We start from the raw sequence: 19226 nt of genomic DNA on the forward strand, positions 1-19226 counted from the left end.
CGCCTGGAACAGGCCAGGAGGGATGCTATCCCGCGGGAGGCCATCATCGTGCTCGCAGCAGACCGTGCCGATGCTGACCGGCAGCTTGCCGCTCACGGCGCCGCAGGACGCCTGACAGGCAGGAATCCGGTGCTGGTCGTCACTGGGGTAGGGGGCGCGCTATGCTCGGCTTAGAGCTACGGAATATCCGCCTGGCGGTCGAGGGGAGGCGCGCATGAGCCGTGACATCGAACGCCGCGTAATCCGCCTCGAGCGGGATCGGCACACCGCGGCCCCGGACATGATCCTATCCGACAGCCCAGAGATCCCCGATGACGCGCTCGAAAACTGGCGCCACTACGTCGCGAGCGGGCGGGCGAACGTCTCCGGCCGCGTCCTTTGCTTCCACAGTCCCGAGTTGACGGAAGAGGAGTGGCTTGCCTCGGCCGCATTGCCCGGCTGACCCTTGAACGGGGTCTGGTCGACACCATATCTCTTTCAGAGAGTTGGACTCGCCTCGGCTTGAGCGACCCTCGACTCCAACCGCACCCGTCCCGGCAGACAGTCCGGCGCTGTGATCGAGTAGGGCTTAGCGCCCGCCGGTGAGAGCCGCGCGGGCGTTTTCGTGTTCATCACAGACCAGGCGAGCTGCAAGGCGCGCTCGGATATCTTCTCGCCGCGCTCGGCGTCACGCTGGATCGCGCGCTCGCTCTTGCCGGTGACAGCGGCAGTTTCAGCAGTGAAGCGGGGCAAGTCGCCAACTTGGCGACTTGGGTCTCGGTCCCCTCCGTGCGCAGTCTCGGGATGCTTCTTGAGATAGAGCGCCTTCCTGCGCGCCGCTCTCTTCCAGAAGGTAGGCGCGGAAACGTATCGGCATCGAATCCCTCCCGTGCCGGTGAGCCTACTTGGACTGCCGTCCGGGGAGAAAGGCTCAAAGCGCCGCTTAACGTATGACAGTTCTGAATCGGCAGCCGCCGATCGATTGAGACGGTTGATCGGGCGGACCGCTAAGCCGGCTCATGCAGGTCTGAGGCGGTCTCGAGAGCACCCCAAGCGCTCGTCCAAAGCCCGTCAGGATCGATGATCGCTAGATCGCACCCGATCCGCGCGGCTTCGGCTTTGGCGAATGAGATGGCATCTGGCGCGAGCGGAGCTGTCCCGGAGACAAGATGCCCGTCGACCTCGCGGGCGACGTAACGGTCCGGAAGCTCGACAAACCCGACCTCATCGGAGCCGAGGTATGTCAGCGTCACCGTTACGGCATCCGGGTCGCGAACCCTCGCTTCTCTAAGGACCATCTAGCGCCTCCTTCTCTTTGGAAGCACTCTAACAACGATAACGGCAACTTTCCGCTAGAACCCAGGCTGGCTCAGGGTCGCGCGCACGATGCCGTGAAGAGGCTACCCTTCGTCACCCCGGCCGCTCCGTTCTTCAGGACTGCCATGATCAGGCTGCCTGAGCCTGTCTGATTTAGGGCGATTTGATAGATTTCCACCGCCCCCAACGGGTACTCGGCAGAGATGGTGAGGTTGCCTGCGTCGTCGCCCAGCACCCGGCGAATTCGGGCCCCGTCATCACGAGCGCTGAAGTCGTTCGCGGGCGACTTGATGCGGACGTGGTAGCCGTTCAGCGCATCGTTTCTGATCGTGATCGTGGCGTCCGCAATCCCGTCGTCCTGCCAACCGGTCCGACCCGATTGGTAGATGCTCTTTCCAGCTGGCGACCGGCAGACGGTGACAACGTCGGCCTGAGCGGTGCCGACACAGTCGGCGAGAACCGCGAGGGCGAGCAGAGCACGTATCACGAGCCCTGCGGGCTCGGTTCTCCGGCGCTTCATCATCCGGGCTCCCTAACTCTGCGCCTTCAATCGGACGCCGGGTCGGCCATGATTCAGGAATTCAACGCCGGCCTCTTCAAGCACGCGCTGAACGGCGCTGACTGTCGAGAGGCTGCTGCTTAGCAGCTGCGCTCCGCGACCTTCCATGGAACGGATCGTGTTCGCGCTCACGCCCGCACGCTGCGCCAACGTGACTTGATCCATGTCGATGAGTCCGCGCGCGGCGCGAAGCTGATTTCCGGTCGTGAGCACGAGCCCTCGCTTGGTTTTTTACCAACTCAGGTGTTGACTACACCAAAGCAGCGGTTATAACAGGCTTGCTTGGTATCACACCAAGTGAAGAGGTTCTAGGCCCATGAGCATCCGCCGTAAGCTTTCCTGGTCCACCTCCATGCGGGACTACCGAACCGAGAGCCGTCCTGCTGCTTCGCCCTTCGTGGTCGCTGGCCGGTTCGATCGCGCCGCAATCATGCGCCGGGCCGTTCAGGTTGCCCGCACGCTCCGTGCCGGCGGTGCGTCCTGGCAGAGGCGCATGAAAGTGGCTCTCCGCACTGTCTGGGGCTGGGCGAAGCGCGAACAGGATGCCGCTCCTGCGCTCCCCATCGTCAGGGCGCCCGCTCCGGTCGCGAAGCCTGCTCGCCCCTGGAAAACCGAAACCGACCTGATGGCGCGTCTCACGCGTGCGCAAAACCATCCCGCCAACATCAGCCAGGACATCATGACCTGGGCCGGCTTCTGCGACAGCCGGGCCGAGCTCGAGGCTCACGTCACCCGCTACGAAGCACGCGCGTGAGGGAGAACGGCGTGAGCAAGCTCCCCGAAATCGATTTCTCCTCCGCCTGGCTCTGCCTGTCCGGCTCCACGCGCGACGAGATCGGCGCTCTCGTGCTGAAGGAGGCGTTCCTCCGCTTCGCCGCAGAGTATCTTGTGGGCGACCAGCTTGGCGAGGGCGTTCGGTATCTCGACCTGGACGGCCAGGAGGATGCCGAGCTGAACGCCGACGAAGCTGCGGTCGAGATCCGGACCCTGCTCCACAACCACTATCCCGACCTGTTCGGAGAAGGTCCGAGCCCTGATCGCCCGAACGGGTCCGATCCGCCCTGGGCTGACCCGATCGTGTTCCGCGTCGCGTAACCACCGCGCCGCGTAGCCGGCGCTTTCCTTTCACCACCCATCAGCAACGGAGACCACCATGTCTGCGAACCCTATCGCTCGCCCCCAATCCCGCCGAGCTATCCTAGCCGGCCTAGCTGCTGCTCCCACGTTCGGCGCTCTTGCTGTTGCGGTGCAGCCCTCGCCAGATGCCGAGCTCATCGCCCTTGGCCGGGAGTTCGACGCCATTTCCATCGAAATGGATCGCCTGAAGCCGGAGTTCGATGAGATCTCGGAGCGATACATTGCGGCCGAGCGCGCCTGGGCGGCGCAGAACCCGGCCTACTACCCTTCCGGGCTGTCGGAAACCGAGATGGCGGACGCCCGCCAAAAGCGGCACGTCTTCGTAGCCACGGCCATGCGGAGCATCGCCGAGCAGACCGGGTACGACCCTCACCCGATGCACGATCTCCACTCGCGTCGGGACGCGCTGGCGGATCGGATCGCCAAGATGCCTGCTACGACGATCGAGGGCCTCGCCGTCCATGCTCGGCACGCGGCCGAGTACACGTTGTGTTCGGAGGACTTCGAGGAAGACATCGGCGACCTCGACTGGGACAAGGTCGCCGTGCGGTCTCTCATTGTGAGCCTGTGTGGCGTTGCCGGGGTGGATCTCCGCGGCCGTCCTGTTTCGAAGCAGGAGACCTGAGCGATGGCCCAGAACGCTTCCCGTCGTTCGCTTCTTGCGAGCCTTGCTACGCTTCCCGTCACTGCGGCGGGGGTGATCCCTGCCGTCGCCACAGCCGCTGAGACGGATGGGGTCCTTCTTGCGGCAATCGATTGCTTCCGGAACGCGGTGGCAGCGCACAATGCCGCCATCGCCGCCGATGATGACGCGATGGAGCGTTATGAGGCGCCTGAGTTCCCCGAGACGCTGTACGTCAGGAACACGGATTGCGGGCTTGTGGTGCCTGTCGGTTACTCAGGCCGCGGAGGCGAACGGCGCTACTTCAAAGAGGTCACAATCGAGTACCTGCGGACGGTTCCCTGCGAGCGCGTGGTCACCCATGCCCGGCCGGCTACCATGGAGGACGGCTTCACGGAGAAGGAGGTCACCTCCGGCATCGACATCCTCGTGCGACATACTCGTGAGCCATGGCCCGAGGCCCAGGCCCGCGCAGATGAGATCGTATCGGCCTGGGATGCGCTGCAGGCCGAACTGCAGCGCCGGCAGGATGCTTGTGGGCTGACAGCCACGCACGCCACCCTAGAAACCACTCAGCTGGCCTACGCGAACGCGAGAGACGTGCTGCTCGAAACCGAAGCCCGCACGATTGAAGGGGTGATCGCCAAGGCCGCTGCGATCATGGAGTGCTGCTATCCAGGTGCGGATGGCGAAATCGATTTCGCGAGCGACGTCGAGGAAGCTTTTGCCGGACCCGCTCTCGCCCTGACACTTACCCGTAACCTTCACAAGTTGACGAGGGTAGCATGACGGCCATTGCGCGCGCGGTCCAACGCTACCACGCCGCAGAAGCGGATCATGCGGAGGTCCGGCAGGAGCAGGAGGTCTCCCGCCGAGCCGCCCGCCTCGCTCAGAAGCGCGCCTCCTCGGCGCGCGCCGCCAAACTCGAGGCGATCGTCACCCTCGCCATGACGCCAGCTGAGAGCCTGGACGACATCATCAGGAAGGCTAGGCTCGTGCAGGAAGCGCTCGGAGACGAGCGGGCGCTGGCCACCCGGATTGTCGGAGCAGAAGGCATGCCCGCAGCCGATCGGCTCGCCCTGGCTGTCGCTCTGGATCTCCTGCAGCTTGCGGCACGCGATACGCTGCGACCGATTGAAGGCGCCGAAGCAGGAGGAAAGGCTACAAGATGGCTGCCGGTGTAGCTCGGGCCTTCATGGCCTGATCGAACGGCGGATCCGCAAGGATCTCTCGCCTTCTGGCATGAGCTACGTCCGGCCGAGATGCCGATCCTCGTAAACTGCCAAGCTCGCGAGCTGCCGGAGACCCTGGACGCCGCGCGCCGCGACGGGATCCAGTGGGCGTTCATCAACACGCCGCCTCACAACTCGGCCGCGATCGTCGACGCGATCAGGTAGTCCACCTCTCTGGCGAACCTGAGCGGGGGCTTAGCCCCGAAGGTCTCGGCTCCTGAACCCGCGAAGGAAGCCGAAGCAGCTGCTCCAGCAGAGCGGGCCAGGCGGAACCGCCAATCGGACGGACGCAAGGGCATCCTAGCGGCCGGGACATCGAGGATCACGACATCGCCGCGCCGCTAAGACCCTGAAAGTCAACGGCCCCCGTCGCCCATCGGGCGGCCGTCGAAATCGTGGTCGTGCTGCCGACGCCTAGGCAGGCCAAGAAACACGCAACAAGCTTGACACCCATTTTCGTGCGTGGTCCGATCACTCCCCTACCACGAGTACGTCACATGCCGACCTCTGCCCCGGCCAAGCCCGGTGACACCTCCCTCATCGCTCCCGCAAAGCCGCGCGTCTTCGAGCGGATAGTGGAATTCCTCAGGGCTGAGATTGAGGCTGGCCGGCTTAGGCCCGGGGACCGGCTGAAGCCCGAGCGCGAACTGGCTGCGGAGCTCGGAGTGGGGCGGGGGAGCCTGCGTGAAGCGCTCAAGACGCTCGAGGTCCTGGATGTCATCGAGCTCCGGCACGGGCTCGGAGCCTACGTCTCCCTGCCTCAGCCGGAGACGCTGTCGAAGATCTTCGGCACGCTTCTTTCGATGCAGCCCGGCCAGCACGACGACATCATGGATGCGCGAATTGCTCTGGAGTGTCAGGCTGTTCGGCTCGCGTCCCGAAACGCGCGCACCCGCGACATCAACCGTATGCGGCTGGCCCTGTCATCGCTCCAAGCGGAGGCTGTTAGCCGTAGTGGCGAACAGGGCGCTCAAGCGGACCACGAGTTTCACAGCGCTATCATGGAGGCCACAGGGAACGCGACCTTCGTCTTCCTCTACAGCGCGATCACCAGTCTCCTGAAACGTAGCCATCACGAGCGTTGGCTCACGCTGTTCTGCATCGAAGAATCTCTTCACGCACTCAATAGGGTCCACCAAGAAATCTTCGAATGCATTCTGGAAGGGGACGAGGATCGAGCCGCTGCTGCTATGGCCGGCCACTTCCGCATCATCGCGGAAATCCTAGCTGACCACGCCACTACACAGGGCGGTCAACCGATTGCCTCGATTGCTTTCCGGTCACGACCCGGGAAGCAGCGCCGAAAATGATCAACAACTGAAAAGGAGATAACAATGCTCGCGCAGGCGATTCGTATGACCAAGGAGCCAGGTCAGAACAAGCAGGAATTTGACATAGTACCCGGAGAGAGAGCAATCGAGCTCCAGGAGCACGAGATCCTGGTTGAGACTCGGCAGGCTTCGATCTGTGATGCCGACCTCCGCTATGCAAGCGGGATGGCGTGGCCCAATGACCTCCCGCCGTTCGACTGGCCAGGCCATGAAGGTGGCGGAATCGTCGCGGAGGTCGGATCGAAGGTCCGGAAAGTAAAACCCGGCGATCGCGTGATGCTGTTCGGTCTCGACGGTTGTTGGGCCACACACTTCAAATCACCGGAGCGGAACATCTTTTTGGCCCCGGACGGATTGAGCGACACCGCAGCGTACTTAGGAGAGCCAGTCGCGGTTGGCATGTATGGGGTGTTCGCGTCCGGCGTTCAGCTCGGAGATGATGTCGCCGTAGCGGGTCTCAACTTTCAGGGACTCATCGCTGTCCAGGGGCTCAAGGCGAAGGGCGCCCGGCGCGTGATCGCGATCGACTACTCCGAGAAGCACCTCCAGATGGCCAAGGACCTCGGAGCCGACGTCGTCCTGAATACCACCAAGACTGACGCGATCAGCGAAGTTCGCGAACTGACGCGCGGCGTAGGCGTGGATGTCTCGTATCACTCTTGTGGTTACTGGAACCCGCGGGCCGAGGAATACTTCAATATCTCGCTTGAAGTGGCGCGTGATGAGGGCATCGTGGCCTCAGTCACGGACATCATGTCGCCGATCACCGCGAACCTGCATAGGGCGCACCATCATGCGCTGGATGTGCGCTTCCCAGCGATCATGCATCACGGTCCTCACTTTCGTGAGCAATGGGTGCAGCGCGTTCTTCGGCCCGTGGTCGATGGAACCGTGAGGATCGAACCATTGGTCACTGCGAAATTCCCGCTCAAGGAAGCAGCAAAAGGCATGGATATCTTCAAGAACGACGAAGACCAAGTGAAGGTTCTACTGACAGTCTAACAATCCAATATTGCAGCCGAACAAAAGAGCTGCGTCCCTGGGAGGAACATATGAAGCGTCGTGATTTCGTGATGGCGGCCGCGCCGGCTGCGGCGACAGCGATGGTGGCCAGCCCTGCGATCGCAACATCAATGCCATCGATCAAGTGGCGACTCGTTTCCAGCTATCCAAAAAGCCTTGACACCCTCTTTGGCTGCAGCCCACAGATCGCGAAGCGGGTCGCTGAGGCAACCGACAATCAGTTCCAGCTCCAAGTCTTTGCGGCTGGCGAAATCGTGCCGGCGCTCCAGGTGATGGACGCTGTTCAGAACGGTACGGTCGAATGCGGCCACACGTTGTCGAACTTCTATATAGGAAAGGATCCTGCCTTCGTCTTCGACTCCTGCGTGCCATTTGGGCTGAATGCCCGACAACAGAATGCCTGGCTGTACCAAGGTGGAGGGCTTGAGCTTATTCGGGAGTTTATGAGCTCATACAACATTTACTCCATCCCCGCCGGCAACACTGGCGCGCAGATGGGCGGCTGGTTTCGGAAGGAGATCAAGACGGTTGATGACCTGAAGGGCCTCAAGTTCCGTGTGGCCGGCCTCGCCGGTCAGATCCTCTCGCGGCTGGGCGTCGTTCCTCAGCAGCTCGGAGGCGGCGACATCTATCCCGCTCTCGAGCGCGGCACTCTCGATGCGGCCGAGTTTTCAGGGCCGCATGACGACGAGAAGCTCGGCTTCTTCAAGGTAGCGAAATACTACTATTATCCGGGTTGGTGGGAGGGCGGCCCGAACGTTTCTATGTTCATCAACATGGACAAGTGGAACAGCCTTCCAGCTCACTATAAGGCGGTGCTTGAGGCCGCCTGCGCAGAAACCGTGACTTGGAGTCTCGCGAAGTACGACAACCAAAATCCTGACGCATTATTCCGATTGCTTGGCGCGGGAGCGGAACTGCGTGCGTTCCCTCAAGACGTTATGGCAGCGAGCTTCCGCGAAGCTTACGCCCTGTACAACGAACTCGCTGATAAGTCGCCGAATTTCGCGAAAATGTACCAGTCATGGCTCCCGTACTGGCGCAAGGAGCAGACCTGGTTCCGGATCGCCGAGTTGCCGTTCGACGCCTTCGTCTCGCAGCAGGCGCAAGCCAAGCGCTGACGGGTCCGGTCGGTTCCGTGAATTCCAGAGACGGAGAGTTCTGCATGTTGCTTGAAGGTAGAGCCTGCTTGGTGACCGGCGCGGCGGGCGAGCGCAGTATAGGGCGGGCAGCCGCCCGCCTGTTTGCCGAACACGGTGCACGGGTAGCCATCCTCGACCTCGATGAGCGTGCTTCGGTGGCTGCTGCTAGTGATCTCCCCGGTTACGAGCGCCACGCGGGCTACAGCTGCAACGTCACGGACCTCGCTGGATGCAAGAGCGTGGCAGAGCGTGCTCACGGAGCTTTCGGTCGGATCGACGTCGTTGTGAACTGCGCCGGCGTTGCGGAGCCGACTGAGTTCCTCGGGATCACACGCGACGCATACGATCTGATGCTCGACGTGAACCTCCGCGGAACCTTTCATGTGTGTCAGGCTGTGATGCCCTTCATGGTTTCGGCGGGGGCAGGATCAATCATCAATTTGGCCTCGGTCGCAGCTCAGAGGGGCGGTGGGCTCTTTGGCGGCGCCCATTACTGTGCGGCTAAAGGTGGCGTACTCAGCCTGACAAAAGCGCTCGCGCGGGAGTACGGTCCCAAGGGCATCCGGGCGAATGCGATCTGTCCATCTCTCGTCGAGACGGCCATTCATGGAGACAAGCTCAGTGACGAGCGTCGGAAACAGATCGTTGCCAACGTGCCTCTGGGACGTGTCGGCCAGCCGTCAGATATCGCGGGGGTGTGCCTCTTCCTCGCTTCGGACCTGTCCGCCTATGTCACGGGAGCGGAAATTGACGTGAACGGGGGAAGCCACATCCACTGACCTCAATGGGCGGGTGGGACAACAGGCTGACGCGCGCCAGCAATCGCCCGCCCGTTCTGTTCAGCATGCGCCGGAGCACGCAGCCGGCCTTTGGGGGAACGGGGGGTGGGACGTCGATGGCCCGAGCAGACGGGTGCTGGCCTTCGACGTGGCCGCGGGAGGACGTAATGGGCGTAACGGGACGTGATCCGCTGGGCATGGATCCGGCACCCCCCTCCCAGGGGGCGTGCATGATCAAGCCAGGCGCCAGGAACTGAGGAACATCGCTAGGGGAGGCACCTGGCTGATCCATGCGTCGAGCAGGTCGACGGCGGCAAGGTTTGGGGCGCGGCCGCCCGGCTCGTCTCCCGCCCGGACGAGCCCAGGCCTCGATCGGCCCATTCCGATCACGTGGCGGACCCTCGCGCCGATGTTGTGCATAGTGCTCGCGTCGGATCGGCCGCGGGTCAGATCGGCGATCCCGTGGGCGACGTCGGCCAGCGCGCCTGCGATCTCCCGCGGCACCGGCGTCGGCTCGCGGCGCTCGGCCGCCTCGTAGCGGTCCGCAACCGTTTGCCCGATCGTGATTCCGGCCGATCGAGGCCTGGGCTCGTACGGGCGGGAGACGAGCTGATCGCCGCCTGTGAGCAGCTGGCGCGAGCCGGCGCGGAATGCGCGACGGCGCTGGCCGCGGGCCAGTACCCGGGCCCGGCCGAGCGGGCTGGCGCGGCGCTGCAGCGGTTCAGGGCGGCCCTCTAGCCTGAGACATTCTAGCCATGCCCTGCGCCTGCAAGGCGGGAGCGGAGGGCACCTCGTCGTGCAACTGGGGCCGGAGCTGCGGTCGGCTCTATGTCGGCGGGCGGGACGTGGCGGAGATCCTGATCGCGGAGGGCTTGGCCGTCCGGTTCGCGCGAGTCACACCTCTTCTGGAAAGTCAATCATCAGAAGTGGCGGTATCGAAGCGGTAATCTTCTGCTATCGGCAGAATAGTCCCGCTGCTGCAAGGTCGTTCCCATGGCAATTGTCTTTGGTCGTCCTCGAATCTCGTACGCGACCGAAGGCGGAAACCCCGGGATCAACATCGGCGCCTCGGAAAGCGAGTGGGGGCCTGCAGCGGTCACTGTCGAGGTCATCGGTGGCGATGTCGAGCTGTGGGACGTTTCCGGCTGGGATCACATTCTCGGCCGCCACGCCGCGAGCCAGTACTTCCCAACAGGCATCGATTACGACCGTCCGGTGCGGCCGAACAACGTCTACACGCTCGAGGTCCGGGCGACGAGCTTCTGGTACGACGTGGGCGGCAATCCGCACTCGAACACGGCCACGCAGACCTTCGAACTGCACATCACGGATCTGCCGCCGCCCGACATCAGTTCTCTGGAACAGTACCCGTTCAGGGTCGACGAGGGGCGCGGCACCGGTCGCGTGCTGTCGAGTGAACTCGGCGCAAGCCACCGCACGCCGGGTGAGGACGCCCAGAACGGCGGGCCGGTGGTCTACAGTCTGACCGACAATGACGGCGGCAACTTTGAGGTGATCGAGACGGCGCCTTACGTCTACACGCTGAGAACCGCCGCAGGCTCGTCCCTGCAGGTCGGACCGGACGGGACGGCCCCGACCCGCTACATCACCCTGGCGGTCACCGATGGCACCTCGACACGAGAGGCCCGGATCCCGATCGAAGTCCTGAATGTCCTGCCGACGGCGCCGGTCGACACGGACGCGAGCGGGAACGGCACGCAGGGCATCTACACTCTGAGTGGGTCCGTGGTTGAGAACGCGGCGGCCGGGACGCTTGTCGGGATCACGGCGCGCGCCACCGACCCGGGCGACACGGCTGTGAGCTACGCGATCAGCGACCCCGAAACGTCGCCCTTCACGATCGACCCGCAGACGGGGGTGGTAACGGTCAAGGCCGGCGCCAGGATCGACTACGAGGGCGGCGCGCTCACTGCAGTCGAGGTGATCGCTTCCGACGGCCACCCGGGCTCGGCGCAGCGCACGACATTCTTCCTCGACGTGCGCGACGTGAACGAGGCGCCCGTCTTTGCTTCGTACCTTGACGGCTACACGCCCGAGATCGCTGAGAACTCGACCGCGATCATCGATTACGGCCCCGCGGTCCAGGATTTCGACGAGACAAACGACACCGTCTCCTTCTCGGTCACGGGCGGGGCGGACGGCACGCTGTTCGCGATCTCGGCGGGCGGGGCGCTCACCTTCAAAAGCGCGCCGGACTTCGACGCGCCGCGGGACAGCGGAGGCGACAACCTCTACGAGGTCGAGATCACTGCAACGGATAATCGCGGCGCGGCGAGTGCGAAGACGGTTTCCATCCGCGTGACGGATGTGAACGAGGCTCCCACGATCACGCACCGGACCTTCACGGTCGCGAGCGGCGCAACCGCTATCGGGACGATCGGAGCCGTTGACCCGGACGCGGGTGACGCGCTGCGGTTCTCCTTCGTGCCGGGCGATTACGAGTCTCAGGGCAAGTTCCTGCTCGATGGTTTGACGGGTGCTATTCGGTTCAGCAGCCCTCGAGCTTACGACGCGAACGATCACACGATTACGGTCCCCATCGTGGTAACGGACGCAGGCGGTCGCTCTGACACGCAGACGGTCACGGTGGAGATACTGCCACCGCCGGCGCCGACGGACACGACGCCGCCCGCGTTCAGCTCCGCCTCGATCAGCGGTCCGACCCTCCTCCTCACCTATGACGGGCCCATTGACGCCGACCACCTGCCGGGAACGTCCGCATTCGCGGTCACGATCGATGGTGTCAGCGTTGGCGTGGGCCATGTCGGGTACCGCCCCGAGTCGCCGGACACCGTAGTTGTCGTTCTCAACGCCTCTGCAGCGGCCGGGCAGTTGGTTAGGGTCAGCTACACCGACCCGACCGGCGCAAATGACGCGTTCGCAATCCAAGATGTGGCTGGCAATGATGCGGCGTCGCTCGTCAACGCTGCAGTCCAGAACGGACAGCCTAACGTTCCCACACCAGGCCCGGACGTCCTCACGCTTGGGCCATCGGGCCCGGCGACGCTCGACGCCCTAGGCGGGGACGACTACGTCACGATCACAGGCGGCGTTCATACCGTGTTCGGCAGCGCCGGGAACGACACGATCACTGCCGCCACCAGCGCCGACCAGCTCTGGGCGTCCGGCGATAGTGGCGACGACGCCCTGCAGGGCGGAGCAGCAAGCGACGTGCTCGACGGGGGTCTCGGCCGAGACTTCATGGACGGAGGCGAAGCCGGGGACACCTATTACGCCGACGACACGGATACGTTGTCCGATAGCGGCACCTCTGGGGCTGACACAGTGATCGTGACGTTCGCGGGAGGGACGGACGCGAGCAACACGTACTATCTCCCCGAATCCATCGAGAATCTAATCCTAGGCGGCAACGTCGCGATCGGAGCCGGTACGAGCAGCGCCAACTACATGCAGGGTAACGAACTGGTGAACGCGTTGTACGGGGGGGACGGTGCGGACACGCTGGTTGGCCTCGGCGGGCAGGATTGGCTTCAGGGCGATGCGGGCGCGGATTTCATCTACGGCGGGACAGAGGACGATGTGATCGGGGGCGGTGCAGATGCCGACTGGCTCCTCGGCGAAGATGGCAATGACGCGATCTGGGGCGACGCCGGCAACGACGTGATCTCAGGCGCCTCGGGAAGCGACTACATCATCGGCGGAACCGGCTACGATCTTCTCTACGGCGGGGAGGGAAACGACGTCTTCTTGGTTGCACGCGTCGACCAGGAGGACATCATCTTCGGTGAAGCCGGAGCGGACACGGTCTACTTCGCGGACCGCGCGAGTGCGGAGCTCAGCTCGATCGCTCAGACTGGGAATGGCTACACGACAATCAGCTTCACGGATGGCCATTTCTCATCCGTGACCGGAATAGAGTGGCTCCAGTTCGCTGACGCTGGATGGGCGATCTCGAGCTGATCCAGGGTGCTCTGTCGGATAAGTGGCGGCCGCCTTCGCAACCTCGAACGAGCGATCGAGATCGCCGCGGAAGCCCACACCGGCAAGACCGCAGAGGCGGCGCCCCGCACATCTTGCACCCTTATTCGGGTCATGCTCCGGCTCCGGGTCAATGCTGATCGGAACGCCGCCGTGCGCCCAACCACGGCCTGTCCGTCGTGCTCGGCTTCGCGGCCGGCGTGCTCATGGACAGGGTAGGCGTTGGATATTCGTCCTCAGGCGTTGGCTGGGCATCCGCGACGAGCGACGGGCGTGTTGGCTAGATCGGCCCCTAGAACTCGTCCGGGCCGGCCTTTCGCTCTTCGTCTGCTACCCGGGCCCGTTTTGAAATCTGCTCCGCCTCGAGCTTCGCGGTATCCAGCAGGTTGGCGGGGTCCCTTCCCTTCGGTCTCCGCCCTACCCCGCTCTCGCGTTTCGGTCTAGCCTCGTACGGTTACCCGCCCCGGTACAGTGGGACAGCGACATGGGAAGGCTCCCAGTGACGTTCAGCCAGACAATCACCTGGACTGAGCAAGGCGGAAGAATGCAGAAGGCCACCGTCAGTGGATGCAGGCCCCCTGACGGAGGCGAGAGCCGCCGTATCCGAAGGGCGCGCGATAGGGGCTGGACAGAGCCCCGCTGGTGGCAATGGTAGCGCTCGAGCGATAGTCGCCTGGCCCCTCCCGCTTCTCAGGGCGAGGAATGACCCGCGGCGCCCTTCTGCTCACCTTCATTGCGGGCGCGCTGTCCGGCGCCGCGTTCGCGAACTGGGCGTGGCCGCTGATCTGGCGGTAGACCCGGTTCGAAACTGGACCGGGTCTGAGCACGACCCGCCACCCGGCCGTGTCGCGCGTTATCGGTCATGGACGGTGTGGCCTTCCTCTTCCTTGGGCTGTTCTACCCTCCGGTCGTGGTGCTCCTCGCGATGCTCATGACGCATCCGATCGGGCGGCTTTGACCTGAGCGCGTCAACTCCGATCTCAGACTGAATCTGTGGGCCGGCAGCTCTTGCGCCCGCCACGCCCTTCTTGCTGCCTAGGCGGCCTTCCGCCGGCCTCCACGCTTCGGCTCTGTTTGCTTTGGTCCCCGCGTCCGGCCAAGCCCGAACGCGCTCGCCATCTCTGACCGGAGCTTGGCGTAGTTCGGAGCTACCATCGGATAATCAGACGGGAGTCCCCACTTCTCCCGATACTGCTCAGGCGTCAGGTCGTAACTGGATAGGTGCCGCTTCAGCGACTTGTACTGACGCCCATTCTCAAGGCTGATCAGGTAATCGGGCGTGATCGACTTGCGGATCGATACGGGCGGAACCGGCCTCTCCGGCGCAACGTCCGCAGGCGTGTTGAGCTTAGCCAGTGCGGCGTGGACATCGCTGATGACGCTCGGGAGATCTGCTGAAGGTACGGTGTTGTTTCCAACGAAGGCCCTGACGATCACTGCCGCGAGTTCCACCAGCTCACCGGAAGAGATACTGGTTTCGGTTTCTGCCATGGCACTTACTCTGCTGTGAGTCAATTTGGCCTTCTTGTCTCGACGGGCCGATTAGTCAAGCTCACTGAGACGCGAAGCCTCGCACGCTACAAACAGAAAACTCATGAAGCGGACTGAAGATGGCCGTGTCGAGACCCGTCTGTACGGAACCGGAAGTTGCCGGGCATCGTTACGCAGTTGGGTTCACCATGTCCGCCGCGCGGCTCGGCATCATCGTCGGCGTCGCTGTCGCAACTATCCTGGTCATCCAGGCGGTTCGTGCGACAGGACGATGGCTCGGGCTTTGGTGAATCAACTTCGGGTCGATCCTGCTCCGGACAAATTCCCCGCACAACTAGGCGAGTTCCCGAATGCGCGGAGCCTTTTCGCGTCGCCTTACTGCCCCCATGTCGCAAGTGCATTGACGGTGTTTGCCGCGACAAGGTCGAAGGAGGCTGACGTGAGCAATCAGGTCACTAAGGAGCAGATTCGAACTCGAGCATTGGAGCTCTGGGAGCAAAGCGGTCGGCCGCTCGGAAAGGATCTCGGGTTTTGGCTCCAGGCAGAACGCGAGTTGAAGGCTGCCGGAGCAAGCGACGACTCCAGCCCAGACGAAGACACCGAAATGCGTAGCGGTGCGCCCGACCCCTCCTTTAGCTGAGGACCACGTGCAAACTGACAGTGAGCAACCTACCAGCGCGTTGTGGGTTGGCCTCGGCGTGTATCGGCAAGCAAGCATGCTTCGCCGCTCAGGAGGTCTTTCAACATGAAACGTACTCTTCTGGCTCTGGCTGCCCTAGGCATCACGGGCGCAATGTCATCCTCGGCCTTCGCACAGGGGGCAGTGCAGCGTAGCGGCACAGATGCGGGCGGACCTGCAAATTCGGTGCGCTCTGGAGATGTTGTTGCACCGGGCGCCGCACCCAATGCTGCGGCTCCAACTGTCGTCAACCCGGGCGGACCTGGCGCGGTCAACTCAGGACCCGGCGCGACGGGCACGGTTCGAACTGAGGGCACCGGCGCGGGGAGCATGTCGAACAACCCTGCGGGAGCCAGCAACGCACAGATGCCTTCTCGTGCAAGTTCGACGCCGTCGGGCAACGGCTCTGGAAGCAGGTAGCCGCGTGCTTGGCCCCGTCTGCTGCGAGCTGAGGGGCCTTCCTCTCGGCGAGGGCACCAGAGCTAGCTCGGCCGCCGGGGCTCTTCCGGCCCGGCCATGCGCTCCGCCTCCTCGCCGAGCCTGAGCCGAGGTCCGCTCCATCCGCCCCGGCCTTCGCCTTGCGCTCGCCGCCGCGACCGGCATCCTATCAGGCGCCGCGCCCGCGAAGTGGGCGTGGCCGCTGATCAGCGGTTAGGCCGCAGAATCTCCACCCGCCACGACCCGCCACGCCCCTTGCTCTGTCAGGTGGCCTTCCGCCGTCCCCCACGCTTCGGCTTCACCGGCTCGGGCTCGCGCTTACGGCCAAGGCCGAGAGCTTTGGCGAGCTCAGAGCGTCGCTTTGCCTAGTTCGGCGCGACCATCGGGTAGTCTGATGGCAATCCCCACCTCGCACAGTACTGCTGACGCGTCAGCTCGTAACCGGATAGGTGCCGCGGCGGATCGGACCCACTCGGACCGTTGGGCCGAGTCGTTCAACGGAATGAGGTCGAACCGGACCTTTCACCTCGCAGGCGGCTTGGCGGGATCGCCGCCCGTTTAAGACGTAGAGGATGGCCGCGCTTGTCTCCGAAAACGGACCTTGCCTGCGTTAGGGCAAGACCTGCCTCAGAAGGGCGGCCGAGGCACAGCCGAGGGCAATGGTAGCGAGCATGGGAAACCGAGAGGCAGCAAACAGCGGCGCTCAGAAGGCCGAAGAATCTTGGGATTAAAGCCTACGCCAGCTCCGTATACGGGACATGAGATCGGGTTCCACCAAGAGCCGGAATGACGACGTGGCGGCAGAGCTTCCGAGCCTGCGCCGCTACGCCCAGGCGCTGACGCGGGACGAGGGCGCCGCGGACGACCTCGTCCAGGACGCGCTTCTGCGCGCATTCGAGCGACGGTCGACATTCCGGCTCGGCGGAAATATCCGCTCGTGGCTGCTTTCGGTTCTGCACAACGTCTTCGTCGACGGGCGACGCCGCGCGGCCGCGCAGCGCCGCGGGGAAGCCGAGGCAGCGCGGCTGGCCGACGTGGCGCTTCCCGCCGGACAGGAAAGCGCCGTCCGGCTGGCGCAGGTTAAGCAGGCCTTCTTCAGCCTGCCCGAGGAGCAGCGCGCGGCTCTGCATCTCGTCGCCGTGGAAGGGCTCGCCTATTCGGAGGCCGCGGAGGCCTTGGGTATCCCAGTGGGGACTCTGATGTCCCGCCTCGGACGAGCGCGGGCGGCTCTGCGAGCCTTCGAGGCGGAGACGAGCCCGGACCGGTCAGGGGCCCCGGCATTCTCTAAGCCCTCGTTCCGTCCGAAGCTTCGCGTCATCGGAGGCCGCGATGGTTGACCCGGTCACCGAGGCGGATCTGCATGCCTTCATCGACGGCCAGCTCGAGACTGCGAGGCGGCTGGAGGTGGAAGACCACCTGTCGCGCCATCCGGAGATCGCCGCACGCGTGATGGGGGACCTCAGGACGCGGGATGCGCTGGTGCTCGCGTTCCGCAGTGAGCCGGAGCGGCGTCAGCCAGCGCGCCTCATGGAGGCGGCCCTACGGCTTGAGCGAGGTCTGACGTGGCGCCGTATCGGTCTCCGGCTGAGGCGCGCCGCTGCGATCGTGCTGCTCATCGGCGCCGGCTGGTTCGCTCATGAAGAAGCCGATTTATTCGGACTGGAGAGCGGGGCTTCGCCCCGGGCGCCGGCCTTCGTGGAAGACGCTCGGCACTCCCACCAGACCACCCTCATCCGGGCCAGGATGAGCTCGCAACCCGAGACCTCGTCCTACGATCCGGACGAGATCCTGGCCGAGACAGGGATCAAGCTTCCCACGATGCCGCAGGAGTGGCGCGTTGCGGACGTGCAGGTATTCCCGTCGCGTCTGGGGCACTCGGTCGAGGTCGCACTCGACGCGGGCGGCATGGGGCGCGTTTCGCTGTTCGCCGCGAGAGCCCCGTCGTTCGGAGTCATTCCCACAACGCTCGCCCGCTCGGACACCGGGGCGACCGCGTACTGGCAGTCCGGCGAACTCGTCTATGCGCTCACCGGGCCGCTGGAGGCCGAGCAGGCGATCGAACGGGCGGCCGGACGGCTGAGCAAGAGCCTGCGCTGAGAAGCACCTGCAGATGGGAGAACGAGGGATGAGCACGCAATACGCGTGGCAAGGCGGCTACGCACCGGCGCGGAACGCGGCCTTCGACGAAGGCCTGCGGCGCCACATGCTCCGGGTCTACAACTACATGGGCCTTGGCCTGGTGCTGACGGGTGCGGTCGCGCTCCTGGTCGCATCAAGCCCGGCGATCTACCAGCCGATCTTCGGCACGCCCTTGAAATGGGTCGTGATGCTGGCGCCGCTCGCCTTCATCTTTTTCTTCTCCTTCCGGATCCAGGCAATCTCGGCCGGCACGGCGCAGGCCCTCTTTTGGGGCTTCTGCGCATTGATGGGGCTGTCGCTCGCCTCCGTGTTCCTCGTGTTCACGGGCGTCAGCATCGCACGCACGTTCTTCATCACGGCCGCGATGTTCGGGGCGACCTCGCTCTACGGCTATACGACGCGCCGCGATCTTTCGAAGCTCGGCTCGTTCCTCATCATGGGCCTGATCGGGGTGGTGATCGCCTCGCTGGTGAACCTGTTCATCGGCTCGAGCGCCCTTCAGTTCGCAATCTCCATCATCGGTGTCCTCGTGTTCACCGGCCTCACCGCCTACGACACGCAGACCATCAAGGAGCAGTACGCCGAGAGCTTCGGCGAGGAGGCCAATTCCAAGCTCGCCGTCATGGGTGCGCTCTCCCTGTACCTGAACTTCATCAACATCTTCCAGCTTCTCCTGAGCCTAACCGGCCAGCGCGAAGAGTAGTCGACACCCGTCATCAACAAGCGAGCAGAGAACATCAATGGAAGCGCAAGAACGTCAGATCATCGACGAGCTTTTCGGCAAGCTGAAACACGTCGAAGGGCAGTCCGGCGCTCGGGACGGGGACGCCGAGCGGCACATCCGCTCTCGGGTCGAGGCACAACCTGCCGCGCCCTACTACATGGCGCAGACCATCCTCGTGCAGGAACAGGCGCTCGCGAACGCACAGGCCCGCATCCAGGAGCTCGAAGGAGAGCTCGCGCGTCAGCCCCAGGGTGGGGGCGGCTTCCTGTCGAGCCTGTTCGGTGGCGGCAGCCAGCCGCAGCGCCCGGCGCCCGCGCCGATGGCGCAGCCGGGCGGCCCAGGGATGGCCGGCGGACCGTCGGGCTTCGGCGCGCCCAGCACGATGGCCCAGCCCGGGCGCGGCGGCGGCTTCCTCGCCGGCGCTGCGTCCACGGCGATGGGCGTCGCGGGCGGCATGATGCTCGGCAGCATGCTGGGCAGCGCCTTCGGCGGCGGGAGCGCCCAGGCCGCTCCCCAGACGGCGGCCGCTGAGCCGGAGCCCGCCGACGACTTCGGCGGCGGCATGGACGACGACTTCATCTGAACCCGAGGCACGGCGTCCGGGTTCTGAACCCGGACGCACTTTCAACGGAGTTTTCTAATTGAATATCGCTAGATCGGCTTTGGCATCCTTG

Annotated in this window: 22 protein-coding genes and 1 pseudogene; 18 read left to right on the top strand and 5 right to left on the bottom strand. The window is 64.3% G+C overall.

Translation table 11 applies throughout. From position 1 onward, the window contains the following. The first annotated feature begins 214 nt into the window (after positions 1 to 214). Entirely contained in the window at positions 215 to 442 is a 228-nt protein-coding gene (locus tag ACO2SS_RS08855) for a hypothetical protein (protein WP_423277261.1), read from the top strand. Positions 443 to 986: 544 nt separating this feature from the next. On the opposite strand, the gene ACO2SS_RS08860 is transcribed toward ACO2SS_RS08855, so the two are convergent. The 3 genes from ACO2SS_RS08860 to ACO2SS_RS08870 form a co-directional block, all read right to left on the bottom strand. Then, the gene (locus tag ACO2SS_RS08860) at positions 987 to 1277 is read right to left on the bottom strand and encodes a hypothetical protein (protein WP_423277263.1); all 291 of its coding nucleotides are present in this window, start codon (positions 1275 to 1277) and stop codon (positions 987 to 989) included. Positions 1278 to 1348: 71 nt separating this feature from the next. After that, a complete protein-coding gene (locus ACO2SS_RS08865; protein WP_423277264.1) occupies positions 1349 to 1819 on the bottom strand; it encodes a hypothetical protein in 471 nt (156 codons plus the stop codon). Between the two features lie 9 nt (positions 1820 to 1828). Next, positions 1829 to 2068 (bottom strand): hypothetical protein, encoded by a 240-nt coding sequence (locus ACO2SS_RS08870; protein ID WP_423277265.1) that lies wholly within the window; start codon positions 2066 to 2068, stop codon positions 1829 to 1831. Between the two features lie 103 nt (positions 2069 to 2171). Between ACO2SS_RS08870 and ACO2SS_RS08875 the strand changes: the two genes are divergently transcribed. The 12 genes from ACO2SS_RS08875 (at position 2172) to ACO2SS_RS08930 (ending at position 13063) form a co-directional block, all read left to right on the top strand. After that, on the top strand, positions 2172 to 2609 hold the full coding sequence (locus ACO2SS_RS08875) for a hypothetical protein (RefSeq protein WP_423277266.1): 438 nt from the start codon (positions 2172 to 2174) through the stop codon (positions 2607 to 2609). A gap of 11 nt (positions 2610 to 2620) precedes the next feature. After that, a complete protein-coding gene (locus tag ACO2SS_RS08880) occupies positions 2621 to 2950 on the top strand; it encodes a hypothetical protein (RefSeq protein ID WP_423277267.1) in 330 nt (109 codons plus the stop codon). A 151-nt stretch (positions 2951 to 3101) separates the two neighbouring features. Further along, positions 3102 to 3617 (top strand): hypothetical protein, encoded by a 516-nt coding sequence (locus ACO2SS_RS08885; protein ID WP_423277269.1) that lies wholly within the window; start codon positions 3102 to 3104, stop codon positions 3615 to 3617. Positions 3618 to 3620: 3 nt separating this feature from the next. After that, positions 3621 to 4403, top strand: a complete 783-nt coding sequence (locus ACO2SS_RS08890; RefSeq protein WP_423277270.1) for a hypothetical protein — start codon at positions 3621 to 3623, stop codon at positions 4401 to 4403. After that, on the top strand, positions 4400 to 4798 hold the full coding sequence (locus ACO2SS_RS08895; RefSeq protein WP_423277271.1) for a hypothetical protein: 399 nt from the start codon (positions 4400 to 4402) through the stop codon (positions 4796 to 4798). The genes ACO2SS_RS08890 and ACO2SS_RS08895 overlap by 4 nt, the downstream gene beginning before the upstream one ends. A gap of 78 nt (positions 4799 to 4876) precedes the next feature. Further along, a complete protein-coding gene (locus ACO2SS_RS08900; RefSeq protein WP_423277272.1) occupies positions 4877 to 5011 on the top strand; it encodes a hypothetical protein in 135 nt (44 codons plus the stop codon). Between the two features lie 332 nt (positions 5012 to 5343). Beyond that, positions 5344 to 6156, top strand: coding sequence for a FadR/GntR family transcriptional regulator (locus tag ACO2SS_RS08905; protein ID WP_423277273.1), 813 nt, complete (start codon positions 5344 to 5346; stop codon positions 6154 to 6156). Positions 6157 to 6180: 24 nt separating this feature from the next. Then, positions 6181 to 7179 carry a zinc-dependent alcohol dehydrogenase gene (locus ACO2SS_RS08910; RefSeq protein WP_423277274.1) on the top strand — a complete coding sequence of 333 codons (999 nt, stop codon included), beginning with the start codon at positions 6181 to 6183 and terminating at the stop codon, positions 7177 to 7179. A gap of 50 nt (positions 7180 to 7229) precedes the next feature. Then, on the top strand, positions 7230 to 8321 hold the full coding sequence (locus tag ACO2SS_RS08915) for a TRAP transporter substrate-binding protein (protein WP_423277275.1): 1092 nt from the start codon (positions 7230 to 7232) through the stop codon (positions 8319 to 8321). Between the two features lie 44 nt (positions 8322 to 8365). After that, entirely contained in the window at positions 8366 to 9121 is a 756-nt protein-coding gene (locus ACO2SS_RS08920; RefSeq protein WP_423277277.1) for an SDR family NAD(P)-dependent oxidoreductase, read from the top strand. A 462-nt stretch (positions 9122 to 9583) separates the two neighbouring features. Further along, a complete protein-coding gene (locus tag ACO2SS_RS08925; RefSeq protein ID WP_423277279.1) occupies positions 9584 to 9859 on the top strand; it encodes a hypothetical protein in 276 nt (91 codons plus the stop codon). Between the two features lie 255 nt (positions 9860 to 10114). Continuing rightward, positions 10115 to 13063, top strand: coding sequence for a cadherin domain-containing protein (locus ACO2SS_RS08930; RefSeq protein WP_423277280.1), 2949 nt, complete (start codon positions 10115 to 10117; stop codon positions 13061 to 13063). A gap of 1053 nt (positions 13064 to 14116) precedes the next feature. On the opposite strand, the gene ACO2SS_RS08935 is transcribed toward ACO2SS_RS08930, so the two are convergent. Continuing rightward, the gene (locus ACO2SS_RS08935; protein WP_423277281.1) at positions 14117 to 14572 is read right to left on the bottom strand and encodes a MucR family transcriptional regulator; all 456 of its coding nucleotides are present in this window, start codon (positions 14570 to 14572) and stop codon (positions 14117 to 14119) included. A 271-nt stretch (positions 14573 to 14843) separates the two neighbouring features. Here ACO2SS_RS08935 and ACO2SS_RS08940 point away from each other — a divergent pair, with 271 nt between their 5' ends. Continuing rightward, positions 14844 to 15212, top strand: a complete 369-nt coding sequence (locus ACO2SS_RS08940) for a DUF2934 domain-containing protein (protein WP_423277282.1) — start codon at positions 14844 to 14846, stop codon at positions 15210 to 15212. A 740-nt stretch (positions 15213 to 15952) separates the two neighbouring features. Here ACO2SS_RS08940 and ACO2SS_RS08945 read toward each other — a convergent pair. Further along, positions 15953 to 16144: pseudogene (locus tag ACO2SS_RS08945) on the bottom strand (MucR family transcriptional regulator); the annotation flags it as partial. Between the two features lie 303 nt (positions 16145 to 16447). Between ACO2SS_RS08945 and ACO2SS_RS08950 the strand changes: the two are divergent. The 4 genes from ACO2SS_RS08950 to ACO2SS_RS08965 are packed head-to-tail and all read left to right on the top strand — an operon-like array spanning position 16448 to position 19135. Next, positions 16448 to 17026, top strand: a complete 579-nt coding sequence (locus ACO2SS_RS08950) for a sigma-70 family RNA polymerase sigma factor (RefSeq protein WP_423277283.1) — start codon at positions 16448 to 16450, stop codon at positions 17024 to 17026. Next, complete coding sequence (locus tag ACO2SS_RS08955) at positions 17019 to 17786, top strand: anti-sigma factor family protein (protein WP_423277284.1); 768 nt, start codon at positions 17019 to 17021, stop codon at positions 17784 to 17786. The genes ACO2SS_RS08950 and ACO2SS_RS08955 overlap by 8 nt, the downstream gene beginning before the upstream one ends. A 28-nt stretch (positions 17787 to 17814) precedes the next feature. After that, complete coding sequence (locus ACO2SS_RS08960) at positions 17815 to 18531, top strand: Bax inhibitor-1/YccA family protein (protein ID WP_423277285.1); 717 nt, start codon at positions 17815 to 17817, stop codon at positions 18529 to 18531. Between the two features lie 37 nt (positions 18532 to 18568). Beyond that, the gene (locus ACO2SS_RS08965) at positions 18569 to 19135 is read left to right on the top strand and encodes a DUF2076 domain-containing protein (protein WP_423277287.1); all 567 of its coding nucleotides are present in this window, start codon (positions 18569 to 18571) and stop codon (positions 19133 to 19135) included. The last annotated feature ends 91 nt before the right edge of the window (positions 19136 to 19226 follow it).

The sequence above is a fragment of the Enterovirga sp. CN4-39 genome, from assembly GCF_049446235.1.
Taxonomy (GTDB): Bacteria; Pseudomonadota; Alphaproteobacteria; order Rhizobiales; family Beijerinckiaceae; genus Enterovirga.

Coding starts and splice junctions, on each gene's coding strand:
- ACO2SS_RS08860 (WP_423277263.1), bottom strand. CDS start 1,277: ATGGTCCTTAGAGAAGCGAGGGTTCGCGACCCGGATGCCGTAACGGTG.
- ACO2SS_RS08865 (WP_423277264.1), bottom strand. CDS start 1,819: ATGATGAAGCGCCGGAGAACCGAGCCCGCAGGGCTCGTGATACGTGCT.
- ACO2SS_RS08920 (WP_423277277.1), top strand. CDS start 8,366: ATGTTGCTTGAAGGTAGAGCCTGCTTGGTGACCGGCGCGGCGGGCGAG.
- ACO2SS_RS08905 (WP_423277273.1), top strand. CDS start 5,344: ATGCCGACCTCTGCCCCGGCCAAGCCCGGTGACACCTCCCTCATCGCT.
- ACO2SS_RS08965 (WP_423277287.1), top strand. CDS start 18,569: ATGGAAGCGCAAGAACGTCAGATCATCGACGAGCTTTTCGGCAAGCTG.
- ACO2SS_RS08940 (WP_423277282.1), top strand. CDS start 14,844: ATGGCTCGGGCTTTGGTGAATCAACTTCGGGTCGATCCTGCTCCGGAC.
- ACO2SS_RS08890 (WP_423277270.1), top strand. CDS start 3,621: ATGGCCCAGAACGCTTCCCGTCGTTCGCTTCTTGCGAGCCTTGCTACG.
- ACO2SS_RS08960 (WP_423277285.1), top strand. CDS start 17,815: ATGAGCACGCAATACGCGTGGCAAGGCGGCTACGCACCGGCGCGGAAC.
- ACO2SS_RS08895 (WP_423277271.1), top strand. CDS start 4,400: ATGACGGCCATTGCGCGCGCGGTCCAACGCTACCACGCCGCAGAAGCG.
- ACO2SS_RS08900 (WP_423277272.1), top strand. CDS start 4,877: ATGCCGATCCTCGTAAACTGCCAAGCTCGCGAGCTGCCGGAGACCCTG.
- ACO2SS_RS08910 (WP_423277274.1), top strand. CDS start 6,181: ATGCTCGCGCAGGCGATTCGTATGACCAAGGAGCCAGGTCAGAACAAG.
- ACO2SS_RS08955 (WP_423277284.1), top strand. CDS start 17,019: ATGGTTGACCCGGTCACCGAGGCGGATCTGCATGCCTTCATCGACGGC.
- ACO2SS_RS08950 (WP_423277283.1), top strand. CDS start 16,448: ATGAGATCGGGTTCCACCAAGAGCCGGAATGACGACGTGGCGGCAGAG.
- ACO2SS_RS08875 (WP_423277266.1), top strand. CDS start 2,172: ATGAGCATCCGCCGTAAGCTTTCCTGGTCCACCTCCATGCGGGACTAC.
- ACO2SS_RS08935 (WP_423277281.1), bottom strand. CDS start 14,572: ATGGCAGAAACCGAAACCAGTATCTCTTCCGGTGAGCTGGTGGAACTC.
- ACO2SS_RS08855 (WP_423277261.1), top strand. CDS start 215: ATGAGCCGTGACATCGAACGCCGCGTAATCCGCCTCGAGCGGGATCGG.
- ACO2SS_RS08915 (WP_423277275.1), top strand. CDS start 7,230: ATGAAGCGTCGTGATTTCGTGATGGCGGCCGCGCCGGCTGCGGCGACA.
- ACO2SS_RS08930 (WP_423277280.1), top strand. CDS start 10,115: ATGGCAATTGTCTTTGGTCGTCCTCGAATCTCGTACGCGACCGAAGGC.